We start from the raw sequence: 18878 nt of genomic DNA on the forward strand, positions 1-18878 counted from the left end.
GCCGGTGGCACGCCGGGCGGCCCGGGACCGTAGCATGACGGGCACGAACGACCCTGGGGGGCAAGGCATGACGGACGAGATACGGCCGGACGGGGACTCCGCCGGCGGCCACGACCCTTGGGCGCCCCCGGAGAGCGGGCCGTCCCTGGACAAGGGCGCCGGTGCGGGGCAGCCGCCGGAGCCGCCCCGGCCGCCCGTCTCCGACGCGCCGCCCCCCTGGCTTCCGCCGCCGACCGTGCACGATCAGGCCACGGTCACGTCGATGCCGAACGCCGGGTTCGGCGCTCCCCCCTCCGCCGTGCCCCCACCGCCGGTCGCACCCGGCGGCCCCGGTGCCCCGGGCGGCTACGGCTACCCCGGCTACGGGCAGGGCTACGGCTGGCCCGGCATGCCGATGCCCCCGCAGAACGGCATGGGCACCGCGTCGATGGTGCTGGGCATCCTGGCCTGCGCCCTGTTCTGCCTGTACGGCGTGGTCTCCGTGGTGCTCGGCATCCTCGCCATCGTCTTCGGGATCAAGGGCCGCCGGAAGGCGGAGAGCGGCGTGGCCAACAACCACGGGCAGGCGCAGGCCGGATTCGTCATGGGCATCATCGGCGTCATCCTCGGCATCGCCGTGATCGTCCTGATCGCCGTCGGGATCACGGCCGCGATCAACGACGACTCGTACGACGACGACCCCTACTACGGTTCCGCACGTCCGGCGCCGGTCCCGGTGGCGACCGCGATGGCGGCCTCGGTGGTCGCGGAAAGCTGACTTCGCCCCGGCAGCGACTCCTCTACGATGTCAAACGCCAACGAGGGGAGAGCAGTTCATGTCGCACACCAATCCCGGACCCGGGGGTTACGGGCCACCTCCGCAGCCGGGCCAGCCGCCTGCCGGGGGATACGCCTACCCGCAGTCCGCGCCGGGGTACGGCCACCCGGGCCAGGGGCCGTCGTACCCGGCCGCCCCTCCGGTCGGCTACCCGCAGGTCCCGGGCTACGGCATGCCGATGCAGCCGAGCAACGGCCTGGGCACCTCGGGGCTGGTCCTCGGCATCATCGGCGTGGTGTGCAGCCTGACCTTCTTCCTCTGGTTCTTCGGCGTCGTCCTGGGCATCCTCGCGATCATCTTCGGCGCGGTCGGACGGGGCAGGGCCAACCGGGGCGAGGCCACCAACAAGGGCGCCGCGACCGCGGGGCTCGTGCTCGGCATCACCGCCACGGTGATCCTGCCGCTGCTCGGCTTCCTCGCCTTCGCGAGCCTGATGAGCGTCGCCTGAGACCTGAGCCCCTCTGAGCCAGGTCCGGGAGGGGGCGGTCCGCCGCCCCCTCAGCCGCCGTTCCCTCAGACGTCGCCCTCGCGCAGCCGCTCACGGGCCGCCATCAGCGCGAATCCCAGCAGATTCGGACCCCGCCAGCGCTCCGGATCGGTCGCCGCCGCGTCGTCCGCGGCCAGGCCGATGCCCCACACCCGGTCGACGGGGCTGGCCTCCACCAGCACTCTGTCGCCCGTGTTCAGCAGGAACGCCCGCAGCGCCGGGTCCGAGGCGAACTTGTGGACGCTGCCCTCCACCACGATCCGGAACCGCTCCCGCTCCCACACCGCCTCGTCGAAGCCGCGCACCAGTCGGCCCGCCTTCTTCGCCCCGGCGGGATGACCGGCCGCCAGCACCCGCCGCTCCGCCTCCGCGTCGTCGAACAGCCGGGCCTTGCCGGCCATCATCCAGTGCTCCGCCGTCGCGTACCGAACCCCCGCCACGGTGAACGGTGACGGCCACCACTGGCTCAGACAGGTCGGGCCGAGCCTGCCGTCCGGCAGCGGCCGGTGCCCCCAGAAGCACAGGTACTTGATCCGCTCGCCCGCCCGGGCCCGTCCGACCAGCGATTCCCTGCTGTCGACGCTCTCCACCGCCACCCCCGTGACCTCCTCCGCTCCCGCGGTCCTCGTCATGCACGCGAGTCTGACACGTGCCACTGACACTCCGTCCGCCCTTTTCCGTGGCGACTCGACACCTGGTCGACAGATTCCGTCGCGTAACCAAATGGCAACAACGGAATCACTTGTTGGAGGCCTAGTGCTCTGCCAGGATCGGCACTCACATCGAGCCTGAGCCACGCCGGCCCCCGCCACGGGGAGACCGAGGAGAGCCGACATGCACAACCCGGGCAACGCCACCCCGGACCGATTCCCGGCCCAGGACCGCTTCGCGAACGGGGCGCAGTACATCGCGGGCCGTCTCGCGAAGGGCACCTCCGGACGGACGCACACCGTCGTCGACCCGGCGACCGGCGCGGACGTCCTCACCTACGAACTCGCGGGCCCCGACGACGTCGACGCGGCCGTCGCCGCCGCGCGGGAGGCGTTCCCCGGCTGGTCCGGCGCCACCCCGGGCGAGCGCTCCGACGCCCTGCACCGGTTCGCCGCCGTCCTCGCGGAACGCGCCGAGGACTTCGCCCGCGCGGAGTCCCTCCAGTGCGGCAAGCCGCTGAAGCTGACCCGCGAGTTCGACGTGCCGGGCACGGTCGACAACGCGGCCTTCTTCGCGGGAGCCGCCCGGCACCTCCAGGGCCAGTCGGCCGGGGAGTACTCCGGCGACCACACCTCGTACGTCCGCCGCGAGCCCATCGGGGTCGTCGGCTCGATCGCGCCCTGGAACTACCCCCTCCAGATGGCCGCCTGGAAGATCCTCCCGGCGATCGCCGCGGGCAACACCATCGTGCTCAAGCCCGCCGAGATCACCCCGCTCACCTCCCTGATGTTCGCCCAGGCCGCGACCGAGGCCGGCATCCCCGACGGTGTGATCAACATCGTCAGCGGCACCGGACGGGAGGCAGGCGAGCACCTCGTCGCCCACCCCGACGTCGCCATGACCTCCTTCACCGGGTCCACCGCCGTCGGCAGGCGCGTCGCCGAGGTCGCCACCTCCACCGTCAAGCGCCTCCACCTGGAACTCGGCGGCAAGGCCCCCTTCCTCGTCTTCGACGACGCCGACCTCGACGCCGCCGTCCACGGCGCGGTCGCGGGCGCGCTCATCAACACCGGCCAGGACTGCACGGCCGCCACGCGCGCGTACGTGCAGCGACCCCTCTACGCGGCGTTCGTCGAGCAGACCGCCGCCCTCATGGACACCGTCCGCGTCGGCGACCCCTTCGCCCCCGGCACCGACCTCGGCCCGCTGGTCAGCCACGTCCAGCGCGACCGCGTCGCGGGTTTCGTCGACCGGGCCCGCTCCTACGCGCGCGTGGTGACCGGCGGCGAGGCGCCTCAGGACGACCTGAAGGACGGCGCCTACTACCGGCCCACCCTGATCGCGGACGCCGCCCAGGACAGCGAGGCGGTCCAGTCCGAGATCTTCGGCCCCGTCCTGGTCGTCCTGCCCTTCGACACCGACGACGAGGGCATCCGGCTGGCCAACGACACGCCGTACGGGCTCGCGGCCTCCGCCTGGAGCCGGGACGTGTACCGGGCGAACCGCGCCACCCGCGAGATCAAGGCGGGCTGCGTGTGGATCAACGACCACATCCCGATCATCAGCGAGATGCCGCACGGCGGGTACAAGGCGTCCGGCTTCGGCAAGGACATGTCCGCCTACTCCTTCGAGGAGTACACGCAGGTCAAGCACGTCATGTTCGACAACACCGCGGTGGCGGCCAAGGACTGGCACCGCACCGTCTTCGGGGACCGGTAGGACCGACACCCATCACGGCAGGCCGCCGACCACGGCCGACCCACCCGAAAGGGCAACCACGCGCATGGAGCAGTACGAGCCCGACCGCCTGTCCCCGGCCCAAGTGGCCGCCATGCGGCGCAGTCTCAGGAGCGGCAGGGCCGCCCTCACCCGCCGCTCGCTGCTGCGCGCCTCCACGGGCGGTGCGCTCGCGGTCGGCGCACTCGGTCTGCTGAGCGGGTGCGGCATCCCGGCGGCCGGCAAGACCGAGGGCGGCGTGTCCGCGGAGGACCACTCCGAGGCGGAGAAGCAGGTCCGCTTCTCCAACTGGACCGAGTACATGGACGTCGACGAGAGCGGCCGCCGCCACCCCACGCTGGAGGCGTTCACCGAGCGCACCGGCGTCAAGGTCACGTACACCGAGGACATCAACGACAACAGCGAGTTCTTCGGCAAGATCCAGCCGCAGCTCGCCGCGGGCCAGGAGACCGGCCGCGACATCATCGTCCTCACCGACTGGCTGGCCGCCCGCCTGATCCGCCTCGGCTGGGTCCAGAAGCTGGACCCGGCCAACCTGCCGCACGCCTTCGCCAACCTGTCGCCCCAGTTCCGCACCCCCGACTGGGACCCCGGCCGGGCCTACTCCTACCCCTGGCAGGGCATCTCCGCCGTCATCGCCTACAACAAGAAGGCCCTGGACGGCGTCGAGGTCAGGACGGTCTCCGACCTGCTCGACAACCCGAAGCTCAAGGGCCGGGTCGGCTTCCTCACCGAGATGCGCGACACCATGGGCATGACGCTGCTCGACATGGGCAAGGACCCGGCCCGCTTCACCGACGACGACTACGACGCGGGGATCGCCCGGCTCCAGAAGGGCGTCGACCGCGGCCAGATACGCCGCTTCACCGGCAACGACTACACCGCCGACATCAGCAAGGGCGACTTCGCGGCCTGTCTGGCCTGGGCCGGCGACGTGGTCCAGCTCAAGGCCGACAACCCGGACATCGGCTTCGTCATCCCGGACAGCGGATACATCACGTCGAGCGACAACATGCTGATCCCCAACAAGGCGCGGCACAAGACGAACGCCGAACGGCTCATCGACTACTACTACGAGCCGGGCCCGGCCGCGGAACTCGCCGCCTACATCAACTTCGTCTGCCCGGTCGACGGCGTGAAGGACGACCTGGCGAAGATCGACGAGGACGCGGCGAACAACCCGCTGATCATCCCCGACCAGGCCATGCAGGCCAAGTCGCACTCCTTCCGCTCCCTGAGCTCGAAGGAAGAGACGGCATACGAAGAGAAGTTCGCGAAGCTCACTGGGGCGTGACGACGATGACGACGCATACGACGAAGAACGAGACAGCCGCGAAGGACCGCGGCGGCGACGTCCGCCTCGCCGGCATCGGCAAGACCTACGGCTCCTTCACCGCCGTGCACCCGCTCGACCTGACCGTGCCCCAGGGCTCCTTCTTCGCCCTGCTCGGCGCCTCCGGCTGCGGCAAGACCACCACCCTGCGCATGATCGCCGGGCTGGAGGAGCCGAGCAGCGGCACCGTCCACCTCGGCGACCAGGACGTGACCCCGTTGCCGCCCTACAAGCGGCCGGTCAACACCGTCTTCCAGTCCTACGCCCTCTTCCCGCACCTGGACATCTACGAGAACGTCGCCTTCGGCCTGCGCCGGCGCGGCATCAAGAGCGTGAGGAAGCAGGTCGGGGAGATGCTCGACCTGGTGCAGCTCGGCGAGCAGGCGCGCAAGAAGCCGCACCAGCTCTCCGGCGGCCAGCAGCAGCGCGTCGCCGTCGCCCGCGCCCTGATCAACCACCCCAAGGTCCTGCTCCTCGACGAGCCGCTCGGCGCCCTCGACCTCAAACTGCGCCGCCAGATGCAGCTGGAACTCAAGCGCATCCAGACCGAGGTCGGCATCACCTTCGTGCACGTCACCCACGACCAGGAGGAGGCCATGACGATGGCCGACCAGGTCGCCGTGATGAACGCGGGCCGCGTCGAGCAACTGGGCGCCCCCGCCGACCTGTACGAGAACCCGCGCACCACGTTCGTCGCCAACTTCCTCGGCACCTCCAACCTCATCGAGGCCGAGGTCGACACCCGCCGCGGCGACGACGTCGTGGTGCGGGCGGCCGGCGACAAGCTCGTCCTGCCGGGCGCCCGGTGTTCCGCCCAGGTGAAGGCGGGCGGCAAGGTCCTGGTCGGGGTCCGCCCCGAGAAGATCAGCCTCACCCACGCGGACGACGCGGGCTCCATACCGGAGGGCCGCAACCGCGTCACCGGCAGGATCGGCAACACCAGTTTCATCGGCGTCTCCACCCAGTACGTCGTGGACTGCGCGGCCTGCCCCGAGTTCGAGGTCTACGCCCAGAACATCGACCGCGACCCCCGCCTCGCGCCCGGCGCCGAGGTCGTCCTGCACTGGAACCCGGCGCACACCTTCGGCCTGGACGCTGAACAGGACATCGACGCCGGAGTGTCCGAGGGCGAGGCCGCCTGATGTCCACCCTCACCGAGGCGCCACCGCCCCCGGCCCCGCCCGCGCCCGCGAAGAAGCCCCCGCGCAAACGCGGCCGCTGGACGCCGTACTGGCTGCTGCTGCCCGGCATCCTGTGGCTGGTCGTCTTCTTCGCGGCGCCGATGGTCTACCAGGCCTCCACCTCCGTACAGACGGGCTCGCTGGAGGAGGGCTACAAGGTCGCCTGGCACTTCGTGACCTACTGGGACGCGGTGTCCGAGTACTGGCCGCAGTTCCTGCGCTCGGTCGCCTACGCCGCCTCCGCGACCGTGCTGTGCCTGCTGCTCGGCTACCCGCTCGCGTACCTCATCGCCTTCCGCGCGGGGCGCTGGCGCAACCTGATCATGATCCTGGTGATCGCGCCGTTCTTCACCAGCTTCCTGATCCGCACCCTGGCCTGGAAGACGATCCTCGCGGACGGCGGCCCGGTGGTCGGCGCCCTGAACACGCTGCACGTCCTGGACGTGACCGGCTGGCTCGGCTGGACCTCCGGCGACCGTGTGCTGGCGACCCCGCTGGCGGTGGTCTGCGGCCTGACGTACAACTTCCTGCCCTTCATGATCCTGCCGCTCTACACCTCCCTGGAGCGCATCGACGGCCGGCTGCACGAGGCCGCCGGCGACCTGTACGCGAAGCCCTCCACCGTCTTCCGCAAGGTCACCTTCCCGCTGTCGATGCCGGGCGTCGTCTCCGGCACCCTGCTGACCTTCATCCCGGCCACCGGCGACTACGTCAACGCCTCCCTGCTGGGCTCGGCCGACACCGGAATGATCGGCAACGTGATCCAGTCGCAGTTCCTCAGGGTGCTGGACTATCCGACCGCGGCGGCGCTCTCCTTCGTCCTCATGGCCGCGATCCTCGCCATGGTCACCTTCTACATCCGCAAGTCCGGGACGGAGGATCTGGTTTAGATGGCCCTCGTCAACTGGTTCAAGCGCCGTATGGTCGTGATCGCCGGACTGCTCACGCTCGCGTATCTCCTGCTGCCCAACGTCATCGTCACGGTGTTCTCGTTCAACAAGCCGAACGGGCGCTTCAATTACGAATGGCAGCAGTTCTCCACGGACGCCTGGAAGGACCCGTGCGGCGTCGCCGGGCTGTGCGGCTCGCTCTCGCTCAGCCTTCAGATCGCCTTCTGGGCGACGCTGGGAGCCACCGCGCTCGGCACCGCGATCGCCTTCGCGCTGGTCCGCTACCGCTTCCGCGCGCGGGGCGCGATCAACTCGCTGATCTTCCTGCCGATGGCGATGCCCGAGGTCGTGATGGCCGCCTCGCTGCTCACCCTCTTCCTCAACATGGGTGCCCAGCTGGGCTTCTGGACCATTCTCATCGCCCACGTCATGTTCTGCCTCAGCTTCGTCGTCACGGCCGTCAAGGCGCGCGTCATGTCGATGGACCCGCGCCTCGAACAGGCGGCGCAGGACCTGTACGCCGGCCCCTTCCAGACCTTCGTCCGGGTCACGCTGCCCATCGCCGCCCCCGGCATCGCGGCCGGCGCACTGCTCGCCTTCGCGCTGTCCTTCGACGATTTCATCATCACCAATTTCAACGCGGGCTCCACGGTCACCTTCCCCATGTTCGTGTGGGGATCGGCGCAGCGCGGAACGCCCGTTCAGATCAATGTCGTCGGTACGGCCATGTTCGTCGTCGCCGTACTGTTCGTTCTGGCCTCCATGGTCATCGGCAACCGCCGAAATCGCCGCAAGGCATAGAGCGCATCACCTGCATTCCTAGGGAGTTGAAATCATGGCCCCTGGCGCCATGAGCCGCGGCAACGACTGGACGAAATCCCTTTCCGACGCCCAGCCCGTCCCGTACTGGCTGGACGACCCCGGCCGGCCCCGCCCCGAGGCCGCCCTCACCGGCGCCGCGACCTGCGACCTGCTGGTCGTCGGCGGCGGCTACAGCGGGCTGTGGACCGCACTGATCGCCAAGGAGCGCGACCCGGGCCGGGACGTCGTGCTGATCGAGGGCCGCGAGGTGGGCTGGGCCGCGTCCGGCCGCAACGGCGGCTTCTGCGCCGCCTCCCTCACCCACGGCCTGTCCAACGGCCTCACCCGCTGGCCGGACGAGATCCACCAACTGGAGGAACTGGGCGCCCGCAACCTCGACGCCATCGAGGACGCGGTCGCCCGCCACGGCCTGGACTGCGACTTCGAGCGCACCGGCGAGATCGACGTCGCCACCGAGCCCTACCAGGCCCGGGAGCTGAAGGACTGGTACGCGGAGATCCGCGCCAAGGGCCTCGCCGAGGGCATCGAGTACCTGGACGCCGACGCCGTGCGCGCACAGGTCGACTCACCGACCTTCCGGGCGGGCCTCTGGGACCGGCGGGGCGTGGCGATGGTCAACCCCGCCAAGCTGGTCTGGGGCCTCAAGCGCGCCTGCCTCGCGCTCGGAGTCCGCGTCTACGAGCACACCCCGGCGCTCACCCTGAAGCCGTACGGCGCAGGCATGGCCGTACGCACCCCGTACGGCGGGGTCCGCGCCCGCACGGTCGCGCTCGGCACCAACGTCTTCCCGAACCTGGTCCGCAGGGTGCGCTCGTACACCGTCCCCGTCTACGACTACGCCCTGATGACCGAACCGCTCAGCGCCGGGCAGCTGGCCTCGATCGGCTGGCACAACCGGCAGGGGCTCGGGGACAGCGCCAACCAGTTCCACTACTTCCGCCTCACCCGCGACAACCGCGTCCTGTGGGGCGGCTACGACGCCGTCTACCCGTACGGCGGCCGGGTGCGCGCCGAGTACGACGACCGCCCCGAGACCTACGCCAAGCTCGCCAGGCACTTCTTCACCTGCTTCCCGCAACTGGAGGGCGTCCGCTTCACCCACGCCTGGGGCGGCGCCATCGACACCTGCTCGCGCTTCTCCGCGTTCTTCGGCACCGCCCACCGGGGCAAGGTGGCGTACGCGGCCGGGTACACCGGCCTCGGTGTGGGCGCGACCCGGTTCGGCGCCGAGGTGATGCTCGACCTGCTGGCGGGGGAGCGGACCGAACGCACCGGGCTGGAGATGGTCCGCCGGAAGCCGCTGCCGTTCCCGCCCGAGCCCTTCGCCTGGACCGGCATCGCGCTCACCAAGTGGTCGCTGGCCCGCGCGGACACGCACGACGGCCGGCGCAACCTGTGGCTGCGCACGATGGACCGGCTGGGGCTCGGCTTCGACAGCTGAACCCGCGCGCCGCCCGCGGGCCTGTGACCCGGTTCACCCCAACGAGGTGCGGCGACCCGCGTAATGCCGGCCGGGAGACCCCCTCTCCCTCGTGACGCACACCGCGTCCACGAGTGAAAGGGAGGTCTCACATGCCTGGTGCGAAGTCGGCGGTCGCGTGGCTGGCATCCGTCGCACCGGATCCCGAGTCCTGCCGACGGGACTGGGAGCGCGACCCCTCGGGCGTCGCGCTGCTGCCCGCCGGCAAGGCCTGGGACGTGCTCATCCTGCCGAGCAGGCTCGGCTATCCGACCCTCGACGTACTCTCCCGGATCCTGGACCAGCCCGGCCCGGTGCTCGCCGACTTCGGCGACGCGCGCACGGGCTTCTTCGTGCCGGCCGGTACCGCGGCACGATGGCTGGGCACCGGCGTCCGGACCGCCGGACCCGGCACCTGGATCGTGGTGCCGTACCCGGGCGGGCTGTCGACCGGGGGCACCCGCTGGCTGATCCCGCCGGACGGGACCGGCACCCTCACCGACCCCTCGCTCCTGGAGCTGGCGATGCACGAGGCGGCGGCGGCCCTGGCGGTGGAGGAGAGCGAAGGCGGCGGGGGGTGAGATGCGCGAGGGGTTGACAACAGAATTGGTCTGGACCAAATTGGGCGCGCTCCACCCTCCCCATCTCCCCCATGTCCGGAGGCACTTGTGGAACGCGCACGCGTACAACGCGCCAGACCTCTCGCCCGCCGCCCCCTCGTCACCCTGCTCACGGCCGCGGCCCTCGCCGCGTCCGGCCTGACCGCGCTCACGTCGGCCGCCCGTGCGGCCGACGCGGACCTCGCCCGCAACGGCGGCTTCGAATCCGCCCTCGACGGCTGGACCTGTACCGCGGGCACGACCGTGACCTCGCCCGTGCACAGCGGTGCGGCGGCCCTGAAAGCCACCCCGGCGGGCGCCGACAACGCCCGCTGCTCGCAGACGGTGTCCGTCAAACCGGACTCCCAGTACACGCTCTCCGGATACGTCCGGGGCACCTACGTCTACCTCGGGGCGAGCGGCACCGGTACCACCGACGTCTCCACCTGGGCCCAGTCCGCCCCCGACTGGCAGCAGCTCACGACCACCTTCCGCACCGGCCCGTCGACCACCAAGGTCACGATCTACACCCACGGCTGGTACGGCACCGGCGCCTACCACGCCGACGACATCTCCCTCACCGGCCCCGGCGGGGAGACGCAGCAGCCCCCGGCGGTCCCCGGCGGCCTGAAGACCGGCTCGGTGACCTCCTCCAGCGTCGCCCTGTCCTGGTCACCGGTGCCGGGCGCGACGGGCTACGCCGTCTACCGCGACGGCGCCAGGGTCAGCACGGTCACCGGCACCTCCACCACCGTGTCCGGCCTGACCCCGTCGACGGCGTACTCCTTCCAGGTCACCGCGGTCAACGACGCGGGCGAGTCCGCGCGTTCGGCCACGGTCACGGCGACCACCGCCCAGCGCCCGGACGACGGCGGCGGCTCCTCCGACCTCCCCGCCCACGCCCTGGTCGGCTACCTCCACGCCAGCTTCGCCAACGGCTCCGGCTACACCCGCATGGCCGACGTGCCCGACAGCTGGGACGTCATCGACCTCGCCTTCGGCGAGCCCACCTCGGTCACCTCCGGCGACATCCGCTTCGAGCGCTGCCCGGTCGCCGAGTGCCCGAACGTGGAGAGCGACGCCGAGTTCAAGGCGGCGATCAAGGCCAAGCAGGCGGCCGGCAAGAAGGTGCTGATCTCCATCGGCGGCCAGAACGGCCAGGTGCAGCTCACCAGCACCGCCGCCCGCGACACGTTCGTCTCCTCCGTCTCCGCGATCATCGACGAGTACGGCCTGGACGGCCTCGACATCGACTTCGAGGGCCACTCCCTCTCCCTGAACGCCGACGACACGGACTTCAAGAACCCGAAGACCCCCGTCGTCGTCAACCTCATCTCGGCCGTGAAGACCCTGAAGGCCAAGTACGGCGACCGCTTCGTGCTGACCATGGCGCCCGAGACCTTCTTCGTCCAGCTCGGCTACCAGTACTACGGCACCGGCAAGTGGGGCGGCCAGGACCCGCGGGCCGGGGCCTACCTGCCCGTGATCCACGCCCTGCGCGACGACCTGACCCTGCTGCACGTCCAGGACTACAACTCGGGCTCGATCATGGGCCTCGACAACCAGTACCACTCCATGGGCGGCGCCGACTTCCACATCGCCATGACCGACATGCTGCTCACCGGCTTCCCGGTCGCGGGCGACGCGAACAACGTCTTCCCGCCGCTGCGCCCGGACCAGGTCGCGATCGGCATGCCGGCCTCCACCCAGGCGGGCAACGGCCACGTCTCCACGGCCGAGGTCACCAAGGCCCTGAACTGCCTGACCAAGAAGACCGACTGCGGCTCGTACGCCACCCACGGCACCTGGCCGGACCTGCGCGGCCTGATGACGTGGTCGATCAACTGGGACCGTTACTCGAACTGGGAGTTCCAGAAGAACTTCGACGCGTACTTCGGCTGACCCCCGGCGGGGTCCGCCGGCCGGCCGGGGTGTGGCGCAACACCAGCCACACCCCGGCCAGCAGCACCGCCCCCAGACACCAACTGGCCACCACGTCCAGCGGCCAGTGGTAGCCCCGCCGCACCAGCCCGTAGGAGGTGCCCAGCACCAGCACGGCGCACAGCGCGACCAGCGCCCGGCGTACGGCGGGCGAGCGCAGCGTCCCGAGCAGCAGCAGCGTCGCCGCGCCGTACGCGACGACCGCCGTGGCGGTGTGACCGGAGGGGTAGTAGCCGACGGCCGGGGGCACCGCCGGGGTGCCGGGACGGTCGGTCCACTCCTTCAACGGCGCGACCAGCGCGGGCACCAGCATCATCGCCACCGCCCCCGCGAGGGGCGGCAGCCACCAGCGGTCCGCACCTCTGGCACGCCCGTGCCACGCCGCGTACGCCAGCGCCACGACGAGGACGGGCACGGCCACCGGCACGTTGCCGAGGTCGGCCAGCAGCTCGGAGAACCGGTCGGGGTGGACGAGTCCCCTGCTCACCCGCTCGTCCACCCCGACCAGCGGACCGTCGACGAGGACCTGCCAGGTGATCAGCGCGAAGAGGAGCACGGGAAGCCCGACGAGGGCGGACAGGGCACGTGGCAGGGCGGAGACCGGCATGACGCCCAGCTTCGCAGGCCCGCCGACGGGACCACGGGCGGATTCCGGGAGAGACACCGAAGGGCCGGCACAAGGGGGGGAGTGTGCCGGCCCTTCGGTGAACCACCGTCCCGAGTGCCGAGGCGGCCGTCCTGACCGGAACGCCGCGCGCCCCGGGGGGTTTGGGGCGGGCGACCGTCCGATCGGTGAGGAAGCCGGAACCCGCGGGCTCCGGTCGTGTGCGCGAGGCACGACCAGGTCGAAGCTGGGGAAGCCCCGGCCTGATGATCCGCCCACAGTCCCCTGTGGGCGGGGTGTATCTCTCATCTGCGTAGAACCTACGGCAGGGGGTGCGCTCAGGACAGGGGCATCGGCGTCCTGACATCCACCCCGCACACGTTCTTCACACGCTCTGCCGGTCACTGCGCCAGGCGTGCGAAACGCAGCTCAGATGCGCGTTCGGGCGCTCGCGCACGTGCTCGTGCGCGACCGCCCGAACGGCCTCGCTCAGATGCCGGCGAAGGCCTGCTCGATGATGTCGAGGCCCTCGTTCAGCAGGTCGTCCCCGATCACCAGCGGCGGCAGGAAGCGCAGCACGTTGCCGTAGGTGCCACAGGTCAGGACCAGCAGGCCCTCGGCGTGGCACGCCTTGGCGAGCGCGGCGGTCGCCTCCGGGTTCGGCTCCTTGGTGGCGCGGTCCTCGACCAGCTCGATCGCGATCATCGCGCCGCGGCCCCGGACGTCGCCGATGACGTCGAACTTCTCCGCCATGGCGGACAGGCGGGACTTCATGACCGCCTCGATGTTCTTCGCCCGGGCGTTGAGGTCCAGCTCCTTCATCGTCTCGATGGCCCCGAGCGCGCCCGCGCACGCCACCGGGTTGCCGCCGTAGGTGCCGCCGAGGCCGCCGGAGTGGGCGGCGTCCATGATCTCGGCGCGGCCGGTGACGGCGGACAGCGGCAGGCCGCCCGCGATGCCCTTGGCCGTCGTGATCAGGTCCGGGACGATGCCCTCGTCCTCGCAGGCGAACCACTGGCCGGTGCGGCAGAAGCCGGACTGGATCTCGTCCGCGACGAAGACGATGCCGTTGTCCTCGGCGAACCGGCTGATCGCGGGCAGGAAGCCCTTGGCCGGCTCGATGAAGCCGCCCTCGCCGAGCACCGGCTCGATGATGATCGCGGCCACGTTCTGGGCGCCGACCTGCTTGGTGATCTGGTCGATCGCCTGGGCGGCGGCCTCCGGACCGGCGTTCTCCGCACCGGTCGGCCAGCGGTAGCCGTAGGCGACCGGCACGCGGTACACCTCGGGCGCGAACGGGCCGAAGCCGTGCTTGTACGGCATGTTCTTGGCGGTCAGCGCCATCGTCAGGTTGGTCCGGCCGTGGTACCCGTGGTCGAAGACGACCACGGCCTGCCGCCCCGTGTACGCACGGGCGATCTTGACGGCGTTCTCGACGGCCTCCGCGCCGCTGTTGAACAGCGCCGACTTCTTCGCGTGGTCGCCCGGCGTCAGCTCCGCCAGCGCCTCGGCGACGGCGACGTAGCCCTCGTACGGCGTGACCATGAAGCAGGTGTGGGTGAAGTCGGCGAGCTGCGCCGACGCCCTGCGTACGACGGCCTCGGCGGAGGCGCCGACGGAGGTCACCGCGATGCCCGAACCGAAGTCGATCAGGCGGTTGCCGTCGACGTCCTCGATGACACCGCCGCCGGCGCGCGCGACGAAGACGGGCAGCGTGGAGCCCACACCCTGCGCCACCACGGCCGTACGGCGGGCCTGAAGCTCCTGCGACTTCGGGCCGGGGATGGCGGTGACGACGCGGCGCTCCTGCGGAAGTGCGGTCATGGGGGGCTCCTGGGGTCGTGCGGGTGAACGCTTGCCTTCTTTCTCGCAGGCTAGGACCGGCGGTGTGGGGTGGGCATGCTCCATGTGGGCGTTGTCCGTGACGCTGCTTGTCCGCCGTGGACAGGTGGCGGACACGGCGACATAGGGACACGTCGACGCGGGCCCGGCCGCGTGAGCGGTGAACTCCCCCTGGGAGGGCGCTAGATTGGCTCGCGGACGGTGGACGGAGCGGCTGGTCAGGGGGCAAGGGCGATGGACGGCGACGAGACGCGGGACGCACGGGGCACGCGGCGAGCGGTACCGCGTCCAGCAAGCGGTCCACCTCCGATGCCGCCCGTGCCACCCGCGCCGCCCGGGCATCCGCATGTCCCGCAGTCCTCCCCGGTGGCCACGTGGCTCGACGTGCCGCGGGCGGACGCCGAGGTCGGCATCTGGCGGTTCGGACACGTCCCCCCGCGGGTGCCCCGGAAGCGGAAGCTTGCCCCGGCGTCCCGCCTCGGTGCCCTCATCCCCCTGGGTATCGGCATCGTCCTGTGGTCCCTGTGGCTCAACAACACGTTCCCCTACAAGGGCAGCCTGCTGGCCCTTGTCACCCCCGGGGACTGGTGGTACTCCCCCACCCTCTCGCCTCAGACGTGGCAGGGCTGGGTCGCCCGGGCGGTGTACGACGAGATCTTCTTCGTCGTCCTCCTGATCGCGGCGGGCTACCTGGGCAGCTGGCCGACCCTGATCCGTTTCTGGCTCGGCAACCGGTCTCAGCCGCAACGAGCGGCCATCACAGCTGCGGGGGCGGCGGTCGCCCTGGTGCTGGTCTTCCCCGTTCTCGACAGCGATCCGGTGCCCGTCTACACCACGATCATCTACCTCATCGCTCTCTTCGCGGACGGCTGGGCGGCCGCGGGCGCACCGGTGACCGTGTTCCTGGTCGACACCTCCATCACACTCGCGGTCCTGTGGGTGGCCGCCCGCTGGGGCGACTGGCGGCCGCTGGTGCGGCACTGGCGCACCGCCCGGCAGGCGGGGCCCCGGCCCGACGGTGCCCCTGCCGCCGTAGCGCCCCCGTCGAGATGGCCTCTCCTGCGGGTGGCCGGGCAGACGCAGGCGGCCGACCTGCTGTCGGCCGACGTGCTTACCGGACGGATGACCGACGTGGACTGTGCCCGCGTCGGGCGCGCCTGGGACCTCCTCCATACCCAGGGACGCCTCGTCTCGTTCACCGAGACCGTGGTGCGCCATGGTGGTGCCGCATGGACCCACCCCTCGGGCGCGCGTGACCTGCCGCGGCGGACGACGGAACACGATCTGCTCGTCGGGCAGGTCCGTGTCGGCCGCTGCGGAAGCGACGAGCGGACGCCCCCCGCCTACCGGAACGCCGGCGTGGCGCTCGACCCGGCGACGCTCGGCACTTCCCTGCTCGCCGTCGGGCCACCCGGCTCGGGCAGGACGGAACGGCTGACCGTTCCCGTGGTGGAATCCCTCACCCTCGGGGCACTCACCGGCGCCTGCGCCGTGGTCGCCGTCGGTACGGTGGGTTCCTCGCTGGGCCCCGACGATGCGTTCGACGTGGTGATCCGGCCTGGTGACCCGGCTTCCGTGCACGACCTGCACCTGTACGCCGAAGCCACCGACCCCGACGCGGCCGCCGCGGTCCTGGCCGAGGGCCTGGCCGGTGACCTCGAAACGTTTGGCGCCGGCCGGGCGGCCACGGCACTGGCTCAGCTGATCGGCCCCTACCGGGCCGCGCACGGCCGCTTCCCCGCCGTTCCGGTGTTGCGTGAACTCCTCGAAGGGCGCCCGCAGACCCTGGCCGAACTGTTGGAGGCGCTGCCGCCGGACGCCACCGCGATGCGACGGGAGCTGGAGCCGTGGCTGCGGCGGACCGGCACCGCGGCCGAGTGCGGCCCGCCGCTCGCCGACCGGCTCGCGCTGCTGGACCGCCCGGTGTTCAGGGGCTTCTTCGGCACGGGTCCCCAGGCCGCAGAAGACGGGGCAGAGCAGACCCACGCGGCGCGCCCGTTCTCCCTGAGCGCCGTCGGCCACCATCCGCTGAGGGTCCGCATCGATCTGCCCGGGCAGGGGCACGAAGAGGCGGCCCAGCTCCTGGCCCGGCTCGTACTGGCCCAGTTCCTTGCCGTGGCCCGCGCCAACGGGGACCGGTCGCACTTCGTCTGCCTCGTCCTCGACGATGCCTCCGGCACCCTGACTCCGGGCACCGTCCGGGCCGTTCAGCGGCTGCGTGCGCACCACGCCGGTGTCGTGCTCGGGCTGCGCACGCTGGGCGACGTTCCGCAGACGCTGCACGGGCCGTTGCTGAGCGCCGTGGGCTGCAGGGCGGCCTGTTCCGGCGTCTCCACCTGGGACGGGCGGGCGCTCGCGGAGGCGTGGGGCACCGAGTGGGTGGAGACCACGGAGGTCGCCAAGCACACGGTCTTCGCCGACCAGCCGATGACGCGCTTCATCCACGCGGTGCGCAAGCTGGTGACGGGCAGGGCGGTCACCACGGACGCCGTGACCGTCCGGCAGGTCGAGCGGGAACGCTGGTCGGCCTCCGAGCTGGCGCACGCCGTGCCGGCCGGGCACGCCGTGCTGTCGTTGACCAGCGTCAAGGGGGAGTACGCGCCGCCGCTGCTGGTGGATCTGCACGCGTGAGGTGTACGGGGCCCGGGGACCGTACAGTGAGGCAGGATCGACACGGCCCGTTCATACGCGGCGGCCAAAAGGTCACCGAGACTCCACACCGAACCCGCAGCCGCCACGCACCCCTGACGCAGACCCGAAGGCTCAAGGCCCCATGCCTCCCACGCTCGCCTCGCTCGTCCACCACTCGGCGCTCAAGCTGACCGTGCGCGCGGGCCAGGACCGCCTCGACGTCCCGGTGCGCTGGGCGCACGTCAGCGAACTCGCCGACCCCGTGCCCTACATGGAGGGCGGGGAGCTGCTGCTGATCACCGCCCTCAAGCTCGACGCCGAGGACCCCGAGGTGATGCGCCGGTACGTGAAGCGGCTGGTGGGCGCCGGGGTGGTGGGTCTGGGCTTCGCCGTCGGGGTCAACTACGAGGACGTCCCCGAGGCGCTGGTCGCAGCGGCCCGGCAGGAGGGACTGCCGCTCCTGGAGGTGCCGCGCCGCACGCCGTTCCTCGCCATCAGCAAGGCCGTCTCCGCCGCGATCGCCGCCGACCAGTACCGCGCGGTCACCGCGGGCTTCGCCGCCCAGCGCGAACTGACCCGGCGGACCCTGACCGACGGCCCCGAGGGCCTGCTGGCCGCCCTCGCCGTGCAGGTCGACGGCTGGGCGGCGCTGTACGACGCCTCGGGCGCCGTCGTCGCCACCGCACCGGAGTGGGCGGGCCGCAGGGCCGCCCGGCTCACCGCGGACGTGCAGCGGCTGCGCGAGCGCCCCGCGCCCGCCTCGTCGGTGGTCGGCGGAGCCGGGAACTCCGAGCACCCCGAGAACGCCGACCGGGTCGAGCTGCACTCCCTGGGCACCTCCCGCAGGCCCCGCTCCGCGCTCGCCGTCGGCACCGCCGCCGCCCTCGGCACCGCCGAGCGGTACGCCGTCCACTCCGCCATCGCCCTGCTCACCCTCACCACGGAACGCTCCCGCTCCCTGCACGAGGCCGGGCTGCGCATCGACGCGGCCGTGCTGCGCATGCTGCTGGCCGGCGAACCCGACCACGCGCGCACGGTCGCCGGGGACCTGTACGGCGGCCTGCTGGACGCGCCGTTCCGGATCATCGTCGCCGAGTCGGCACCGGCCAGGGCCAGGGCCTCCACCGGCGCGCAGTCCGCGCACTCCGCGCACTCCGCGCACTCCGCGCACTCCGCGCACTCCGCGCACTCCGCGCACTCCGCGCACTCCGCGCAGGCGGCGGGCGACGCGCTCGGCGTCCTCACCGAGATCGTGGAGTCCGCGGCGGCCCGGTCGGGCGAGGCGGTGCTGGCCGTCCCCGAGGGCGAACGCCTGGTGGTGCTGGCCACCGACGGGGGCGCGGCCGTCGCCGCCTGCGTCGAGTACACCTCGGCGCTGGAGGCCGCCCGCCCCACGCCCGAGCCCCGCACGGCAGGCGACGAGGAGAGCCTGGTCGTCGGCCTCTCGGCGCCCTCCGGACCCATCGCCGCCTCCGCCGCCTACAAACAGGCCGAACAGGCCCTGTCGGTGGCCCGTCGGCGCGGCCGTGTCTGCGTGGAGCACGAGCACCTGGCGGCCGGCTCCGTCCTGCCCCTCCTCGCCGACGACGCCGTGCGCGCCTTCGCCGACGGCCTCCTGAGGGCGCTGCGCGACCACGACGCCACCGGCCGCGGAGACCTGGTGGCCTCCCTGCGCGCCTGGCTCTCCCGCCACGGCCAGTGGGACGCGGCCGCCGCCGACCTGGGCGTCCACCGCCACACCCTGCGCTACCGGATGCGCCGCGTGGAGGAGATCCTCGGCCGCTCCCTGGACGATCCGGACGTACGCATGGAGCTGTGGCTCGCCCTGAAGGCGACGGCACCCGAGTAGACCCGTACTGGCCACACCGTCGAAGAGCGCACCCC

The 18878-nt window shown here is 71.8% G+C and carries 15 protein-coding genes; 12 read left to right on the forward strand and 3 right to left on the reverse strand.

Annotated features, from left to right (window positions below; translation table 11 throughout):
• The first annotated feature begins 67 nt into the window (after window positions 1-67).
• Together BJ961_RS08085 and BJ961_RS08090 are read left to right on the forward strand one after the other, a co-directional pair.
• The gene (locus BJ961_RS08085) at window positions 68-757 is read left to right on the forward strand and encodes a DUF4190 domain-containing protein (protein WP_271320615.1); all 690 of its coding nucleotides are present in this window, start codon (window positions 68-70) and stop codon (window positions 755-757) included.
• Window positions 758-815: 58 nt separating this feature from the next.
• Window positions 816-1265 (forward strand): DUF4190 domain-containing protein, encoded by a 450-nt coding sequence (locus tag BJ961_RS08090; RefSeq protein ID WP_271320616.1) that lies wholly within the window; start codon window positions 816-818, stop codon window positions 1263-1265.
• 65 nt (window positions 1266-1330) lie between these two features.
• Here the strand turns inward: BJ961_RS08090 and BJ961_RS08095 are convergent, their stop codons facing one another.
• Window positions 1331-1936, reverse strand: a complete 606-nt coding sequence (locus BJ961_RS08095) for an NADAR family protein (RefSeq protein ID WP_271320617.1) — start codon at window positions 1934-1936, stop codon at window positions 1331-1333.
• A gap of 202 nt (window positions 1937-2138) precedes the next feature.
• On the opposite strand from BJ961_RS08095, the gene BJ961_RS08100 reads away from it, so the two are divergent.
• From BJ961_RS08100 to BJ961_RS08135, 8 genes are all read left to right on the forward strand, one after another.
• Window positions 2139-3674 carry a gamma-aminobutyraldehyde dehydrogenase gene (locus tag BJ961_RS08100; RefSeq protein WP_271320618.1) on the forward strand — a complete coding sequence of 512 codons (1536 nt, stop codon included), beginning with the start codon at window positions 2139-2141 and terminating at the stop codon, window positions 3672-3674.
• A 64-nt stretch (window positions 3675-3738) separates the two neighbouring features.
• Window positions 3739-4986 carry an ABC transporter substrate-binding protein gene (locus tag BJ961_RS08105; protein WP_271320619.1) on the forward strand — a complete coding sequence of 416 codons (1248 nt, stop codon included), beginning with the start codon at window positions 3739-3741 and terminating at the stop codon, window positions 4984-4986.
• 5 nt (window positions 4987-4991) lie between these two features.
• Window positions 4992-6167 carry an ABC transporter ATP-binding protein gene (locus BJ961_RS08110; protein ID WP_271416995.1) on the forward strand — a complete coding sequence of 392 codons (1176 nt, stop codon included), beginning with the start codon at window positions 4992-4994 and terminating at the stop codon, window positions 6165-6167.
• The gene (locus tag BJ961_RS08115) at window positions 6167-7096 is read left to right on the forward strand and encodes an ABC transporter permease (RefSeq protein ID WP_271320620.1); all 930 of its coding nucleotides are present in this window, start codon (window positions 6167-6169) and stop codon (window positions 7094-7096) included. Before BJ961_RS08110 ends, BJ961_RS08115 begins: the two co-directional genes overlap by 1 nt.
• Window positions 7097-7897: an ABC transporter permease gene (locus tag BJ961_RS08120; RefSeq protein ID WP_271320621.1), complete on the forward strand. Its 801-nt coding sequence runs from the start codon at window positions 7097-7099 to the stop codon at window positions 7895-7897. It abuts the gene before it with no gap.
• 34 nt (window positions 7898-7931) lie between these two features.
• Window positions 7932-9359: an NAD(P)/FAD-dependent oxidoreductase gene (locus tag BJ961_RS08125; RefSeq protein ID WP_271320622.1), complete on the forward strand. Its 1428-nt coding sequence runs from the start codon at window positions 7932-7934 to the stop codon at window positions 9357-9359.
• 131 nt (window positions 9360-9490) lie between these two features.
• Window positions 9491-9958 carry a hypothetical protein gene (locus BJ961_RS08130; RefSeq protein WP_271320623.1) on the forward strand — a complete coding sequence of 156 codons (468 nt, stop codon included), beginning with the start codon at window positions 9491-9493 and terminating at the stop codon, window positions 9956-9958.
• Between the two features lie 87 nt (window positions 9959-10045).
• Entirely contained in the window at window positions 10046-11878 is a 1833-nt protein-coding gene (locus BJ961_RS08135) for a chitinase (protein WP_271320624.1), read from the forward strand.
• Here the strand turns inward: BJ961_RS08135 and BJ961_RS08140 are convergent.
• A complete protein-coding gene (locus BJ961_RS08140; RefSeq protein ID WP_271320625.1) occupies window positions 11817-12524 on the reverse strand; it encodes a phosphatase PAP2 family protein in 708 nt (235 codons plus the stop codon). The two genes, BJ961_RS08135 and BJ961_RS08140, sit on opposite strands and share 62 nt — an antisense overlap.
• Window positions 12525-13010: 486 nt before the next feature.
• Window positions 13011-14345 (reverse strand): 4-aminobutyrate--2-oxoglutarate transaminase, encoded by a 1335-nt coding sequence (gabT, locus tag BJ961_RS08145; RefSeq protein ID WP_271320626.1) that lies wholly within the window; start codon window positions 14343-14345, stop codon window positions 13011-13013.
• 252 nt (window positions 14346-14597) lie between these two features.
• On the opposite strand from gabT, the gene BJ961_RS08150 reads away from it, so the two are divergent.
• Together BJ961_RS08150 and BJ961_RS08155 are read left to right on the forward strand one after the other, a co-directional pair.
• Complete coding sequence (locus tag BJ961_RS08150; protein WP_271320627.1) at window positions 14598-16994, forward strand: type IV secretory system conjugative DNA transfer family protein; 2397 nt, start codon at window positions 14598-14600, stop codon at window positions 16992-16994.
• Between the two features lie 142 nt (window positions 16995-17136).
• Entirely contained in the window at window positions 17137-18843 is a 1707-nt protein-coding gene (locus tag BJ961_RS08155; protein ID WP_271320628.1) for a PucR family transcriptional regulator, read from the forward strand.
• Window positions 18844-18878 lie beyond the last annotated feature (35 nt).

Source organism: Streptomyces lienomycini (assembly GCF_027947595.1).
Lineage (GTDB): Bacteria > Actinomycetota > Actinomycetes > Streptomycetales > Streptomycetaceae > Streptomyces > Streptomyces lienomycini.

Bases quoted from the DNA above. Each gene is read 5' to 3' on its own strand.
- BJ961_RS08085 (WP_271320615.1), top strand. From the start codon at position 68: ATGACGGACGAGATACGGCCGGACGGGGACTCCGCCGGCGGCCACGAC.
- BJ961_RS08090 (WP_271320616.1), top strand. From the start codon at position 816: ATGTCGCACACCAATCCCGGACCCGGGGGTTACGGGCCACCTCCGCAG.
- BJ961_RS08095 (WP_271320617.1), bottom strand. From the start codon at position 1,936: ATGACGAGGACCGCGGGAGCGGAGGAGGTCACGGGGGTGGCGGTGGAG.
- BJ961_RS08100 (WP_271320618.1), top strand. From the start codon at position 2,139: ATGCACAACCCGGGCAACGCCACCCCGGACCGATTCCCGGCCCAGGAC.
- BJ961_RS08105 (WP_271320619.1), top strand. From the start codon at position 3,739: ATGGAGCAGTACGAGCCCGACCGCCTGTCCCCGGCCCAAGTGGCCGCC.
- BJ961_RS08110 (WP_271416995.1), top strand. From the start codon at position 4,992: ATGACGACGCATACGACGAAGAACGAGACAGCCGCGAAGGACCGCGGC.
- BJ961_RS08115 (WP_271320620.1), top strand. From the start codon at position 6,167: ATGTCCACCCTCACCGAGGCGCCACCGCCCCCGGCCCCGCCCGCGCCC.
- BJ961_RS08120 (WP_271320621.1), top strand. From the start codon at position 7,097: ATGGCCCTCGTCAACTGGTTCAAGCGCCGTATGGTCGTGATCGCCGGA.
- BJ961_RS08125 (WP_271320622.1), top strand. From the start codon at position 7,932: ATGGCCCCTGGCGCCATGAGCCGCGGCAACGACTGGACGAAATCCCTT.
- BJ961_RS08130 (WP_271320623.1), top strand. From the start codon at position 9,491: ATGCCTGGTGCGAAGTCGGCGGTCGCGTGGCTGGCATCCGTCGCACCG.
- BJ961_RS08140 (WP_271320625.1), bottom strand. From the start codon at position 12,524: ATGCCGGTCTCCGCCCTGCCACGTGCCCTGTCCGCCCTCGTCGGGCTT.
- gabT (WP_271320626.1), bottom strand. From the start codon at position 14,345: ATGACCGCACTTCCGCAGGAGCGCCGCGTCGTCACCGCCATCCCCGGC.
- BJ961_RS08150 (WP_271320627.1), top strand. From the start codon at position 14,598: ATGGACGGCGACGAGACGCGGGACGCACGGGGCACGCGGCGAGCGGTA.
- BJ961_RS08155 (WP_271320628.1), top strand. From the start codon at position 17,137: ATGCCTCCCACGCTCGCCTCGCTCGTCCACCACTCGGCGCTCAAGCTG.